At 35.2% G+C, this 14,964-nt stretch carries 12 protein-coding genes; 6 read left to right on the plus strand and 6 right to left on the minus strand.

Annotated features, from left to right (window positions below; translation table 11 throughout):
* Positions 1-8: 8 nt before the first annotated feature.
* The 3 genes from F984_RS07370 to F984_RS07380 form a co-directional block, all read right to left on the minus strand.
* Positions 9-512, minus strand: coding sequence for a hypothetical protein (locus tag F984_RS07370; RefSeq protein ID WP_079377094.1), 504 nt, complete (start codon positions 510-512; stop codon positions 9-11).
* Between the two features lie 56 nt (positions 513-568).
* Positions 569-1,624 carry a linear amide C-N hydrolase gene (locus tag F984_RS07375; RefSeq protein ID WP_004708270.1) on the minus strand — a complete coding sequence of 352 codons (1,056 nt, stop codon included), beginning with the start codon at positions 1,622-1,624 and terminating at the stop codon, positions 569-571.
* A 210-nt stretch (positions 1,625-1,834) separates the two neighbouring features.
* The gene (locus F984_RS07380) at positions 1,835-3,508 is read right to left on the minus strand and encodes an FMN-binding glutamate synthase family protein (RefSeq protein WP_002052116.1); all 1,674 of its coding nucleotides are present in this window, start codon (positions 3,506-3,508) and stop codon (positions 1,835-1,837) included.
* Positions 3,509-4,034: 526 nt separating this feature from the next.
* Between F984_RS07380 and F984_RS07385 the strand changes: the two genes are divergently transcribed.
* From F984_RS07385 to F984_RS07405, 5 genes are all read left to right on the plus strand, one after another.
* Entirely contained in the window at positions 4,035-4,466 is a 432-nt protein-coding gene (locus tag F984_RS07385) for a hypothetical protein (protein WP_004708272.1), read from the plus strand.
* A gap of 533 nt (positions 4,467-4,999) precedes the next feature.
* Positions 5,000-5,530, plus strand: coding sequence for a Csu type fimbrial protein (locus tag F984_RS07390; protein ID WP_004708274.1), 531 nt, complete (start codon positions 5,000-5,002; stop codon positions 5,528-5,530).
* Positions 5,531-5,621: 91 nt separating this feature from the next.
* The gene (locus F984_RS07395; protein WP_004708276.1) at positions 5,622-6,329 is read left to right on the plus strand and encodes a fimbrial biogenesis chaperone; all 708 of its coding nucleotides are present in this window, start codon (positions 5,622-5,624) and stop codon (positions 6,327-6,329) included.
* A 40-nt stretch (positions 6,330-6,369) separates the two neighbouring features.
* Positions 6,370-8,778 (plus strand): fimbria/pilus outer membrane usher protein, encoded by a 2,409-nt coding sequence (locus F984_RS07400; protein ID WP_080631612.1) that lies wholly within the window; start codon positions 6,370-6,372, stop codon positions 8,776-8,778.
* Positions 8,769-9,797, plus strand: coding sequence for a Csu type fimbrial protein (locus F984_RS07405; RefSeq protein ID WP_025469296.1), 1,029 nt, complete (start codon positions 8,769-8,771; stop codon positions 9,795-9,797). The genes F984_RS07400 and F984_RS07405 overlap by 10 nt, the downstream gene beginning before the upstream one ends.
* 61 nt (positions 9,798-9,858) lie before the next feature.
* Here F984_RS07405 and F984_RS07410 read toward each other — a convergent pair whose 3' ends face one another.
* Positions 9,859-11,211: a PepSY-associated TM helix domain-containing protein gene (locus tag F984_RS07410; protein ID WP_004708281.1), complete on the minus strand. Its 1,353-nt coding sequence runs from the start codon at positions 11,209-11,211 to the stop codon at positions 9,859-9,861.
* A gap of 615 nt (positions 11,212-11,826) precedes the next feature.
* Here F984_RS07410 and F984_RS07415 point away from each other — a divergent pair.
* The gene (locus F984_RS07415; RefSeq protein WP_000773621.1) at positions 11,827-13,089 is read left to right on the plus strand and encodes a tyrosine-type recombinase/integrase; all 1,263 of its coding nucleotides are present in this window, start codon (positions 11,827-11,829) and stop codon (positions 13,087-13,089) included.
* Between the two features lie 11 nt (positions 13,090-13,100).
* Here F984_RS07415 and F984_RS07420 read toward each other — a convergent pair whose 3' ends face one another.
* Entirely contained in the window at positions 13,101-14,183 is a 1,083-nt protein-coding gene (locus F984_RS07420) for an XRE family transcriptional regulator (RefSeq protein WP_001099514.1), read from the minus strand.
* Positions 14,184-14,219: 36 nt separating this feature from the next.
* A complete protein-coding gene (locus F984_RS07425; protein ID WP_000365984.1) occupies positions 14,220-14,831 on the minus strand; it encodes a hypothetical protein in 612 nt (203 codons plus the stop codon).
* Positions 14,832-14,964: the final 133 nt, after the last annotated feature.

Genomic DNA, 14,964 nt, shown 5'->3' on the forward strand with positions numbered 1-14,964 from the left:
TCAGATGATTATTTTAAGCTTTGATAAAGTTCTACGAAATTTTTATACACTGAAGATTGTTTCTGCGGTGAATACATATTTCGCTCAATAATACCTTTATCAGTCTTAACTAACACATTAATGTTTTTTGCATTTTTAAATTCCTGTAAGAACTGACTTGGAATAATAAAGTACGTGGTCGAGTGTTTAGGAACAAATCTGCTAACAGTAGTTTTCTCAGTGGCTTGAGCTGGGTTATAGCTAAATTGTTTTCCATCAATATCAAATACTAATGAATTAATATCATAGAAGTTATAACTACTGCTTAAATGTACATCTACACGGACTTGGTTTTTCTGTTTCTCATTCCATTTAACAAGTAAGCTTGGACAAAGTTCTGTAGGTAGGCAATTGAGCTGACCCGCTGTTTTTAGCTCAGATGTTGCTGTCGTAGTAGTAGATTTATATGAGGTCGTGCTACAAGCTGTTGTAAGTAAACAAGTACCTAATAAAAATAGGGCTTTTTTCATAATGTAATTCCAAGAAAGCAGATATTATTTATCTTACAGGTGATAAATTTTATCCTTTATTAAAGAGTTTTTGGGCTTAAAAAAGCAAATGGTTTTGCAATTTTAAAATCAGAAGTCGCATCTCCAGCATAGATATGGCTCTGCTCGGGACCGAGATCCAGTCTACGGGTTTTACCATCTTTAAAATTTATTTTCTTCAAGTCCACCCAAAATACATTGGGGGATAAAGCGGATTCAAAAAAATAAAGCATCTGTTTATGGTCTGCAACAGTTCTCCAACGGGTCGATGAAATATTAGGCTCTTCTTGTGTATTTAATCCATATGGAACAGAGGCATTTCGAATAACGCTAAATACAGAAGCCTGAGCTTGTTTCATATCGTCGTTTTTTGGAATTGCATTAATATAAAATGATGCTCGTGCAAAACGGTCAGAAGCGCGGTTAGTACCAGGAAGCATAACGGTACCGCCGATTTGTTTCCAATATTCAGCAAGTGCAAGCTGTTTATCAAATGTAGGGGAGTTGGTCATGATTTGATAATTCCGGCTGTGATGAATCACTTGTTTTCCGCCAATATATTCAATGATTGCACTATCACCTGTTTTATCGGAAATAGACAAATGAAGTGTTGTGAGTCTTGATTCGCCAGGAACGCTGTCTGTTACGATTGTATAGGGTTCTTTTTCAAGAGCTTTAACGGCTTCATCAACGGTTGCAAAATTATCGAGTACATACTGTGCCCAAGCTGCGATACTTAATAATGGTTTATTAGAATTTTTTACATCTGGATACTGAGATTCGACTAACCATAAGACATTAGCGACTAAACCAGCTTCATTCATTCCGTCGGTCGTAGAGACTTCATAACCTGTTGCAATAACGCTGCCATATTTAGAAGTCCATTTAATTGAATTTGGTCCTGCACTTCCATCACGAGCAACACCACTCGGTAAAATCCATAAATTTGTGCCAGTATCAACTTTCCAGTCCATTGAACGAGCTGTAATAATATGTTGGTTGTTGCCTAAATATACCGCACGTGTACAAGCCGATGCATAGCTACTTAACCCTACAGCAAGAGCAATAAAAGTGGGAATGAATGTTTTTTTAAACATGAGTGAATACCTTCTTGTTATTACAGTTTGAGGATATTTATTTAATAAAATTAAAGCATGTATATTATTTATACTTTTATAGTAGGTGAAAAATATATTAAATACAAACTAAAAGAAGAGGCTATTTAAAGCAAAAATCACATATAAATTTAAAATATGAGAGAGCATCACATTTTAAATATGATGCTCAAATTATTAAGTTAGTATGAATTAAAAATGATTGGCATCAGCCATATTCCACATACGATAATAAAAATTATCATCATCATTTTTTAGTTCAGATTGTAAAAGTTCTCCTTCTTTCAAGAAGAAATGTAATTGAGCATAGTTCTTGATTTCACGGTCATTGACTCGTTGAGCCAAATGATGGGCTTTAATATCTGAAGGATGACGTAAACCGGCAGCAGCAATCATTTCTGATAAAGCATGTAATGTATTTTTATGGAAATTAAATACGCGCTCTGCTTTGGTAGGTACATGGAGTGCTTTTTGACGGTCTTTATCTTGAGTTGCTACACCTACAGGACATTGGTTGGTATGACAACTTTGCGCTTGAATACACCCAACTGCAAACATAAAACCGCGTGCTGAGTTAACCCAATCTGCACCTAATGCAAAAGTACTAGCAATATCAAATGCGCTAATAATTTTACCGCTTGCACCAATTTTAACTTGGTCTCTTAGTCCAGCACCTACAAGTGTGTTGTGTACAAAACGTAAGCCTTCACGTAAGGGAGTACCAATATAGTCACTAAACTCAATTGGTGCTGCACCAGTACCACCTTCAGAACCGTCTACCACAATAAAATCAGGCACAATTTTTGTTTCAAGCATTGCTTTTACAATACTCATAAACTGCCAAGGTTGCCCAATACATAGTTTGAAACCAACAGGTTTGCCGCCAGATAAAGTGCGTAACTTTTGTAAAAAGTGCATCATTTCAATTGGTGTAGAGAAGCTAGAATGTTTTGCTGGTGAAATACAGTCATGATCACGTGAAACACCACGAATTTCGGCAATTTCAGCAGTAATTTTATGCTTAGGTAAAATACCTCCATGCCCGGGTTTAGCACCTTGTGAAAGCTTTAACTCAATCATTTTGATTTGTGGCAATTGAGACTGTTTAGCAAACTTTTGTTCGTCAAATTTTCCATCTAAAGTTCGACAACCAAAATAGCCACTGGCAATTTGCCAGACAATATCACCACCATTTTCTAAATGATAAGGGCTGAGACTTCCTTCACCAGTGTCATGATAAAACCCACCCAACTGTGCACCTTTATTTAATGCACGTATTGCATTTGCACTTAAACTACCAAAGCTCATGGCAGAGATATTCATAATAGATGCACTATAGGGTTGAAGGCATTGTGCATTACCAATTTGAATACGAAAACTCTTAGGATCTGCTGGTGGGCATGGACTAATTGAGTGAACAATAAAGCGATAATCTTGTTGATAGACATCTATGATTGACCCGAAAGGTTTATCGGCATTTTCATTTTTTGCACGTTGATAAACTAAGCTTCTTTGCATACGCGAGAAAGGTAGAGCATCTTGATCGGCTTCAATAAAGTATTGGCGAATTTCTGGACGTATATCTTCAAATAAAAAACGAAAATGACCCATAATTGGGTAATTTCTTAAGATAGAGTGTCTATTTTGTAAGACGTCATATAAACCCAATAAGCTTAATGCACCAGTAACGACCCATAAACCATTGAGTAGAGTATCTGAAATAAAATAATAGATACTATGAGGGGTATATACGGTTCTAAACCATGTGATACTAAGTGCCGTAAAAATACACAAGAACCAGAGTGAATGGCGTGAAAAGAATGTATTGAGAAATTTATGTCGAATGATTTGTGCTGGACTCGCCATATGTGAACAAATTCCTAATGTTTTACTGGCACATACCTTGCCAAGAAGCAGCTTAAACTACAAGTAGGGAATTGTTAGCTGTAAGAGCATATATCAATAGTAAATGATTATATTTAAGATTAAATTGAATAGAGTGTATTTAATTTTCTATAAGCTGGGGCGTAATAATTTTAAGATAAAGTTGGTTTTATAAATAATGAACTTTTATAATTATTGCTTTGATTATAAAATATATGAGAGTTTTTTTATGGTTTAGATTTTTTAAATAAGCCTGCTATTATTTAAAAAGCTAGTTAATAAAAAAATCTAAATAAATCTGGGAATTAATCTAAACAGTTTTTTAACTTTATAAATTTAATCAAGTCTGAAATTTGCTTGTATGAGTTTGATCAAAAATCTAGCTTTTAAGTTAATGGCTTTATGTTTTTTTAAACATTTTTTGATAGTATTTGTCAATTGAAAGGATATTTTCAATAGATTTTATTACAACTATATTGCATTCTAAAAAATCAAGTAAGGGTTTGAAATGAGCTGGAAATTTTTAACATTTTCTGTTTTTTTTACTGATATTTTTTTATTGTTTTTAATGTTCTATCTTGGCTATGACTTCGAAACTTTTAAAAAAGTAGCTTTAGCTGAAACTTTACTAGTTATTATTGCCCTAATATTTGATTCCATGGAACAAAAGAAGAAACCTATTTTTCCTGGTTGTATCGTCTATCCATTGTTGGGCATTTTATTCATTTTAGGATTTACACCTATTCTTGATTTTTTTGCAGAACGACCAAAAGGATTCCATAGTTGGGATATTAAAAATATGTGGATGATTAATGTGAATGAAGGAAATTATCAATTAAATAGACTTGCTTGGTATGGTAAAGCTTATGTACAACTGGGCTTTGCAATGGTAGGGGGAATTTTAGGATGCATTTTTCATTTAGTCTTTAGAAATACTTAAAGCATATTTATCTTTTTTGCTAAAGCTAGATGACATTTCTTACCTCAATTTTGGGAAAAGTGATTAAACCACCTTTCACTTCCTTAGAATTCTTATTCATAGAATATTATTTTCTTATTCATTTAAAATATATAGAACAAACAAAAGCTTAAATTTTGCTCTCCTGGTGGAAGGGAAATTTTAATAAATGATAAACTATAAAAAATGATGGTAAAATTTAACTAATGAAATTTTATGATTTTTTATTAAAACTAATAAAAAAGTGAATAAAATTACCGGGAATTTCTACAAAAAGTGGTATAGACCATATAAAAACACATAATTGAGAAATCCATCGGATTTTGAATTATTAATAGATATTTAAAATGAAACTAATATCAGCATTTTTGTTGTTTTTTTGTATGATGCGCCCACAGTAGAGTAAAAAAAAGACGCTTTGAAAAAACAGTCAGAAAAGCTAGTGATTGGATTGGGGAAGGCTAGTTTTTACATCTATTAATTCTTATTGGCGTAATGTAAAAAGGTTTTCAATCATGAAAAAATCTCTCATCGGTTTATCAGCAATTGCTATGGGGTTAATGTCTATCAATGCCGCAAATGCTGCAACGGCTACAGGTACATTAACTGTTAAAGCAACAATTACAAATAGTTGTGTATTGAATACATCAGCTACGGGTACAACTGCTAATGCAGTTTTAGATTTTGGTACTTTAAGCTCTCTTGCTAACAATGTAGATGCAGATACGACTACTACGGGCGGTACAGCTATTAAAGTGTTATGTAACAATACTGTGCCATGGACTTTAGCTTTTGATGCAGGCAAAAATGCTCAAACAACTCAACGCCGTATGATTGGTGGGGCAACAAGTAACGAATATATCCCTTATAACCTTTTCTCTGACACTAACCGTGCAACAGCAATCGGTATTTCAACAACAGCCTATAGTGGTACAGGTACTGGCGCAGTACAAACAGTGAACGTGTATGGCCGTATTCCTGCTGGCTCAACTTTGCCAAGTGCAGGTAGTTATGTTGATACAGTGACTGTTACTGTGACTTATTAATTTTAAATAGGTTCTATTCATTGTTGACGCTAGCTCTTATTTGAAAGAGCTAGCTTAAGTTTAATTTGAGAAAAGTAATTCTGGGCAAATCATGAGAAAAAATATCTTTGTTGCTACAAGTTTATTATTATTTTTGCCTAGTATGTTAAATGCTGCCTCAATACGTCTTTCTCCTGTAAATGTTGAAATATTGAGTGATCAGACTGCATCTTCAATTAGCTTGTATAACCAGTCAAATGAAAGTGCTGATTTACAGGTACGTATATTTGAATGGACCCAAAATGCTGGGCAAGATCAATTAATTCCTACAGATGATATTGCAATTAGCCCACCTTTTTTAAAATTAAAACCTAATGATTCTTATAATTTACGAGTAGTTAGAATTAAGCCGGAACCAATTTCTGGTGAAAAAACTTACCGTATTATTATTGATGAATTACCCAAGCCTATTGATAGCCGAAAAGCTTCTCAAGGTGTAAATGTATTGCTTCGCTCATCATTGCCTGTGTTTGTAGTCAATAAAGATGCGATGACTAAGCTGACTTGGTCAATACAACAAGAACAAAATAGTGCTTATCTTTCCATTAATAATATTGGCAATCGCCATGCACTGTTAAATAATTTAACGCTTGTAGATACTACTTCAAACAAAAGTTATCCGATTAAAGTAAATACCGTAAATGGTTATATTCTTTCCGGAAAATCAAGAAACTTTAATATTAGTTCTGATTTTAAATTTCAAGCTGATCATAAATATAATATTTCATTGAATATTAACGGTAAGCCAGCATCTCTTTAAAGAGGCACATATGAAATATCTCGTAAGTGCTTTATGTGTTATGTATTTGCCGATTCATGCTTTTGCTGAATCATTACAAGATAACACCAATGCTGCTTTACCCAATATTCCGGAAGTAACAAACTCCGCTTTTCAGGCATCTGGTTCTGATAAAGGCTATATTCAGCTATTTTTAAATATTTCGATCAATTCTAATACATCTACTGATTTAATATCGGTACACCAAGATCAAGATAAAAAGTTATATGTTCGTGCCCGTGATCTAAAAGCTTTAAGGCTAAAAATGGATGAGCATATTCCAGATAGCCAATGGGTGTGTATTAATGAACTTAAAGGAATCCAGTTTAAATATCTGGAAAATGAGCAGTCTCTGAACTTACAAGTTCCTTCGAGCATGTTGAGTGACTATTCCGTTGACTTAAATGGTCAATCGACTACAAACACTAACTTGTTAAAAATGAAACCCTTAAATGCTGCAATCCTGAATTATAGCCTGTACCACACCATAACCAATGATGAGAGTATTTTCTCAGGTTCGGCAGAAGGGATTTTTAACAGCACCCTTGGTAATTTTTCATCAGGCGTTTTATATAACGGTAGTAATGAAACGAGCTATAGCCATGAGAAGTGGGTGCGTCTGGAAAGTAAATGGCAATATGTAGACCCTGAAAAAGTCAGGATATATACCCTAGGTGACTTTATTTCTAATAGCTCGGACTGGGGCAGTAGTGTGCGTCTTGCCGGTTTCCAGTGGTCGAGTGCCTATACCCAGCGTGGCGATATTGTTACTTCAGCGCTGCCACAGTTTTCCGGTTCGGCAGCCCTGCCTTCAACACTGGACTTATACGTTAACCAGCAAAAGATTTATTCAGGTCTTGTTCCGTCAGGCCCGTTTGACATTAAGCAGCTGCCGTTTATTTCCGGAAATGAAGTCACACTGGTGACGACTGATGCAACAGGTCAGCAAATCATTACTAAAAAACCTTACTATTTTTCATCGAAGATTCTGGCAAAAGGCATAAATGAGTTTTCAGTAGATGTTGGGGTTCCACGCTACAACTATGGATTGTACTCAAACGATTATGATGATGCCACCTTTGCCTCTGGTGCAATTCGTTATGGTTATAGCAACTCACTGACCTTAAGTGGGGGTGTGGAAGCCTCCACAGACGGTCTTTCCAACGTGGGCACAGGTTTCGCCAAGAACTTGTTTGGTGTGGGTGTTATCAATGCTGACCTTGCAGCAAGCCAGTATAAGGATGAAAACGGCTATTCGGCTCTGGTTGGTTTAGAAGGGCGTATTAGCAAGAACATTTCATTTAACACCAGTTACCGCAAAGTATTTGATAACTACTTTGATCTGGCCCGTGTGTCTCAAATCCGCTATTTAAAAGATAACCAGATTAGTGCTGAACCACAGAACTATCTTAGCTATAGCGCGCTGGCAGATGAGATTATTAGGGCAGGGATTAACTATAACTTTTATGCAGGCTATGGTGTTTATGTCGGTTATAACCAGATCAAGTACAGTGATAACTCGTATAAGTTACTGTCTGCGAACTTAAGCGGAAGTTTAAACAAGAACTGGGGTTTTTATAGTTCAGCTTATAAAGATTATGAAAACCATAAGGACTATGGCATTTACTTTGCGCTGCGCTATACGCCATCTATAAAAGTTAATGCAATAACAAGTTTCTCTAATGACAGCGGTAAAACGACCTACAGACAAGAAATAAATGGATTTACCGATCCACAGATTGGTTCATTTGGATGGGGTGGATATGTTGAGCGAGATCAGGATGCACATAACAATAATGCATCTATCTATGGCTCTTATCGCGCACGGGCTGCGTACCTGACAGGTCGCTATAACCGAATTGGAGATAATGACCAAGTTGCACTTTCAGCGACAGGATCTTTAGTTGCAGCAGCAGGCCGTATATTTGCGGCCAATGAAATTGGAGATGGTTATGCTGTTGTTACCAATGCCGGACCGCAAAGCCAGATTATCAATGGTGGAGTAAATTTAGGAGAGGCAGATAAGTCAGGAAGATTCTTAATTGCGAATTTAAGACCGTATCAATCTCATCATATCTATCTAGACCCATCTTATTTACCACTGGAATGGGATGTGACAACGACCAATCGAACAGCACTTGTGGGCTATCGCCAAGGAACTTTAGTTGACTTTGGTGCTCATCGAGTTGTTTCAGGATTAGCCAAAGTTGTAGATAAAAATAACTCGCCATTGTTACCGGGTTATAGCGTCCGAATTAATGGACAACAAGATGCCGTAGTGGGCTATGATGGTGAGGTCTTCGTTCCAAACCTATTAAAGCAAAATAAACTTGAAATAGACCTTCTTGATCATGGTTCATGTCAAGTTAATTTCACTTACGAAAGTCAGCAATACAGTGCTAAAAAATTGGGGCCTTATGTATGTCAATAAGTATTGTAAGTCATAGTTCCTACATGCTAGCCAAAAAGTTTTCATCTACTTTAAAGTATGTTTTAGCTAGTTTACTGTTATTTGTGCTTTATGCTTTTTTTAGTTCAGCACATGCTGGCTGTACGGTAACTGGAACCACAAATAGTACTTATAATTATACAGCAGCAACGATTAATAGTGACGCTACCATTACTTATACTGGAACTATTCGGTGTACGAATGTTGGGAGTACTGCTCAAATATCAAGATATATGTGCATGAAGACAGTATTTACTGGAGCAACTACTTCAAATAGTAATGTTTCATTACCTTATACGGTTATTGCAACTGTAGGCGGAGCAGGTTCTTCTACTGCAAATCAAACTTCAAACTTTTGGTATGGTCCTGTTACTACGGTGGCACCAAATAATATTATTAGTTACTCAGTAAGTATTAAAGTTCCAGCAAGATCGGGCTCTTTAACAGCCTATCCGGTAGGGACTTATATTGGCTCCGTTCAAGTATTTTGGGACATGCAAGCAAATTCAAGCAGTGTATGTGAGGGTGATAGTGGCGGTGGCTGGGACTCGGGTAATATGACGATTACAGCTAACTATGTAGTACCAAGTTTCTGTCAGTTAGATTCCACATCAAATGTCGATTTTGGCAATATTGGTGATATTGGTACAACAAGTCGTGACTACACGGCTCAAGGTGCGATTAATGCAACTTGCAACAATGGAACACCTTATAGCATTTATTTGGGGGATGGTAATAACCGTATAAGCGGTGGATTTAGACGTATGACTAATGGAAGCAGTCAATATATTCCTTATCAGTTATACAAAGATACTGCTTATAGCACAGTATGGGATACTACAGGTGGTATAACTGCTGTGGGTGGTTCTGGAGGAGTGTCAAAGACAGGATCTGGCACTAGTCAAATTTCAAATGTATATGGAAAAATTCCACAAGGAACTTCTATTTCAAGTACTCCCGGTAACTATTCAGACAGCATAGTTGTTACGGTGACTTACTAATTATGCTGCCAACTCACTATTCACTTAAAGTAAGGAGGTGAGTTGGCAAGTATCATGAGTTTTAGTTAGTGTTTAAAGAACTTTGTTTTCGTATTAGTAATATAACTGGTATGATTAATAAGCTAAATCCGAAAATGGGCAAAATAATTCCTAAAATAATAAGTGTAAGGGCCGTGATTATTTTTTGTTGATTGTTTGCGCGTTTCCATACCAATAAAGTTTGGCTTACAAAATGGCTAGTCGTAATTTTTAAATTAGAGGTTTTAAACCAAGCTTTATACGCATAAATAATCATAAAACATAGCCCGAGTGCATATAAAGCGAGTACTAGTTGATTGACCCATCCAAATAATACGCCAATATGAGCATCGACTCCCCAACGTGTAAGTTTTGCAAATAATGAATAATCTTTAAAAGCTAGTTTATCGATGACTTTGTGTTTATGTATATCAATAGCCACACTGTCTGCCTGTGTTGGCCATTTGCGCTGTAGTTCAGTAACAGTCCAAGCTTGGTTTGCATCAACAGGAGGTTTGATTTGTATTTGTGCTGAATGAATTCCATTTGCTCTAGCAATTGCTAATACAGAATCGAATTCGGTTGGCATGATTTCTAAATTCGAAGTCTCCATGACCATACCATGATGTTCTTTATGTTCATCATGAGGCATTTTTGATAATGGCGCATTATTTAAAGTTGTGGCTAAGGTTGGCGTTTGCCAATTTAGCCATTGACGAGCAATACGAATATTATCACCGGCCCATTGGGACCATGTAAGGCCTGTAATCGCAATGAACAATAAAAGTGGTAATAAGGTCAAGCCAATAGAACTATGCCACTTTAATAAATAGTTTTTCCGCGTTTGTCTAATTTTGAAGTTTTGACGACGTTTCCACCAACTGTATAGTCCGGTCAGAGTTAAAATGCCGAGCCAACTTGCTGCAAGTTCACTATAAAAACGTCCCCATTTTCCAAGTAATAAATTACTATGCAATTGATCTAAGAATGTGCGAAATGGTAATACTCCACTGGTTCCATATACAGCAAGCTGACCTTTGATAGAAAGGGTATAAGGATCTACAAAAATAGCTTCGTTATATAAATGATGAGCTTTATCAGAAAAAATAACTCGTGTTGTTTGTATGGAACTTGGTGCCGGCCTAACTTCTGTAATTTGTGCAGATTCGGGCATCGCTTTTTTTGCTGCTTCAACCTGTTGGCTTAGTGGGTGCATATCTTTATTTAAAGGCTGAACATATAGTGCATCTTTATAGATAGATTGTTCTATCTGAGGAGTAACTGCATATAGAAGACCTGTAAATGCCGCAATAAATATAAATGGGGCAATAAAAATACCAGCGTAAATATGTACGAGACGGAAAAGACTGTGCCAAAAGCTAGGGGTGTTAGGCATTTTGAGAAGTATCGAACAAACTTTGGCGTGAAGTATATCTACTTTTAAATAAAGTTACCCATTGTTTAATTATCTATAGCCAAACTTTTCACATAAAAGCCTTTTAATAAATTGATTATCTAGACCTAAAAATTGAAGAAGTGAGATTAAAATTTGATTAAAGATTGATAGTGATAGCTTTATGCTTTGTATTTTAAAAAGCAATAAAGCTATTAGTTTTTTATCTAGATGATAGAATTGCGCCGGTCAGTAAATTGATGTGTATTCTTACTTAATATGCAATTGATGATGCATCCTTTTGTGGTTGTGTGTGTAGATTGTTGAGTTGCGAGTAAGTGCTAATGTAGATATACATACAACTATCTGAAGTTCTAACTTATTGAAGATATAAGGTTTATCAGTTGCTCCCATCACTTACAATTCAAACCAGACTCGGTGGATTCTACTTTTTTTATAATACGCCTGTGGTTTTTGTATTTTTATTAAAGTGAATTAAAACAAAGGCTTATTGTTAGAAAATGACGTATTTTATGGTTAACTAAAAACGCTTGTAGACTATTTGTAGACTGTTGAGAAACATGGTTAAATCAAAGTTCGCTAAAACAGGTTTAAGACATGAAACTCAACAAATCTACTGTTGATGCTATTCCATTAACTGAAAAAGGTCAAAAAATATATAGAGATGCAGAACTGATCGGTTTTGCTGTTCGGGTAACTAATAAAAGTAAAACCTATATTGTTGAAAGGAGGCATGAAGGTGAACTCTATCGAGTGACAATTGGTAAAACCACCGATATTCCTGCAACAAATGCTCGAGCAAAAGCTCAGATGATTCTGGCGAAAATTTCAAACAATGAATATGAAAAGCCTATCAAATTAAAGAATGTTGCTAATCCTTTAGATATTACAGTGAATGAAGCTCTTCAAATTTATATTGATAGAAATGACTTTAGGCCGAAAACAATTAGGCAATACCATAAATACTTTGATTTATATTTAGGGTGGGGCAACAAAAAGCTTTTCCAGATATCTAAGCAAGAAGTATTGGATCGATTTATTGAGGTATCAGAAGTAAGTGAGTCGTCAGCAAATGGTGCTGTATCTCTTTTAGGTACTTTATGGAAGTATATTCATGTTCTTTATTCAACAGATGAGAACCCGATCCTTAAAAGTAATCCAGTTGACATTATTTCCGTAACAAGAGGTTGGAATAAAATAGCAAGTAGGGATAGACATCTCCATAAAGACATCATTCACAAATATTACAATGCGGTGCTTCATTATGAAGATGAGTTGAATCTGGAAAATACTGCTAGGTCAAACACGCATCGGGATATCGTATTGATGTGCATGTATACGGGATGCCGTAAACAGGAGGCATGTTGTCTAAAGTGGGCTGATGTAGATATTAAAAATGGTACCTTAACTTTTAGAGATACCAAAAATGGTTCAGATCATACTTTTCCTATTGGTGATCATCTACACAGTATTTTGCGTGAACGTTGGTTATTAAGAGAAAACGATTGGGTTTTCCCAGCTACTAAGATGCCTACTTCGTGGAATATGCATGCGACTAAGGTAGATACATTATTGAATAGAGTGGGTAAGGAAGTTGACTATTACGTTTCAATGCATGATTTCCGCCGTACATTTGCCACTATATGCAACCTTTTAAGATTTAATATTTATGTGACAAAAAGACTTCTTAATCACACGGCTAAACCAAGAATTGATGTGACAGGTGGTTATGTTCAAATTCCAGATGAGGAATTAAGAGCTTCGATGAATATGATTGAGGCGGTTTATCAAGGCAAGATTGATTGCTTTAATTACCAATCTGTCTGGGCAGAAAGATTAAAAGAAATAAAGGCGGTCTAAACCGCCTTTAATCAAATAACTAATTTAAGTTTAGAAGGATTTTGTGGCTGTAAATCTAATTGCGTAATTTTATTTAATAGATCTAGAGATATATTTAATTCATTAGCTATATCAATTGCTGAAATTCCTTTTTTACTTAAAGCTTTGAAACATGTATTTAGTAAAGTTGGAACTTCTTTAGGTATTTCATGATCTTCTGACTCTAAAATAGCCTCACCAGTACGCTTCAAATGAATAAAGCCACTACGATAACTTGTTTCATTTAAAAGATCTAAAGATTTAGCTCTATAGAGCAAAGCTGCCTTACTTATTTTCCAATTTGTTTTCATCTCACTTAATTTATTCCAATTAAATCTACCATTAAAGCAATTACGGAAATGAGAAATCATCATTTCTTGTGGAATAAGTAAAGCACTAGCAAATCGATGCGCTTGCGACTCAGTGAGAGTGTCACCTGTAACACAACCATCATGTAGTACAAGATGTCCTAATTCATGAGCTAAATTAAAACGCTGGCGACAAGTACTACTAATTTCGTTATTAACAAAGATTGGTCTTTTAGATGCAATAGAAAGAGCATCGACTTCGCTTGAAACACTTGGAAAAGTAGTTACAAAAATTCCAAGCATTTCAGTCAATTGAGTCATATCGCTAATAGGTCCCAACCCTAAATTAAAATATTTTCTAAATTGAAGCGCAGCATTTTCAATATCTTGAAAATTCTTTACAGATTCAACAGAAGGTATTGAATACTTAGGGAGCCTTAAATTTGCCTCTATAAATTCTACTAACCTTTTTAAATATTCACCCTGAGCGATCACTGATTGCTTTGTAAAAATTTTGGCAGTTTTGTTGCTTCGAAAATTGATTTGTTCTTCTTGTAAAATCGGATGAGAACTGTAAAAAATATCCGTTTTTACATTGAAGAAGTTGCTAAGTACATCAATTAAATCAGGTGTAGGAACAACTTGGTTCATTTCAATTTTATGCAAGAATTGGCGTGACTTACCAACATGAATTGATAAGTCCTCTAAAGACAAATGATTAAATTGACGTAAGAGCCGCAATTCTAGACCATTAAAATAAGTATTCATTTTCTCATCAACTTTTGCCTATTTGCTGTTGAAGATTTACTTGATTCCGCTTGCATCATCTAAATCATCATCAGCTAATAGATCATCAATATTATAGCGTTTCAATTCTGCTGGTTCTGGCAATATAGCCGCTGGATCAAAAATAAATCTAGAAGTCTTATTAGATGTCCAAGCTGTAATCGGCTGTAATTTCTGGTTAAAACCAACAAAAGCGATAAATGTTTCTTCGTCATCAGTTTTAGCTGGAACCAAAATGAATCGCCAAAAAACAGGAACTTTTGAATCAGATTCAAATAATTCTAGATTGTAACTTTGCTTAAAAAAGTTTGGTCTTTTCGGTTTTAAATGATCAGATTCTTTAAAAAAACGGATACCAGGTGTGTTTCCAATTTTAAAGGTGAATTTATTTGAAGAATCTTCTAAATATGTTGGAGATGGGGCATTACCACTACGAATTTCACGAGCAAACCTATTACGGCATCTTCCAAAAATTGCACAACTGATAGTGTAATTATCATCATCTTTTCTACTAAGATCTTGAGTAGTTTGTGAAAAAACTTCTAACATATGGTTAGCAAAAAAGCTTAATGTTTCATCATTCAGTGATGCATCATAATAGCTTGGAGGGGGATTCTTCGATAAATCCATAATTAAGTCCTAAAGAGATTTGGGTAATCAAAATTTATTGCAAATTTTGAAAAGTGTCAACTAAAACTTTTTGCAATTTTAATTATTTGTCACCCAATATTTATCATGGAAACTACAATTATTTCTTAACTGA

It is taken from the genome of Acinetobacter nosocomialis NIPH 2119 (assembly GCF_000368085.1).
GTDB lineage: Bacteria > Pseudomonadota > Gammaproteobacteria > Pseudomonadales > Moraxellaceae > Acinetobacter > Acinetobacter nosocomialis.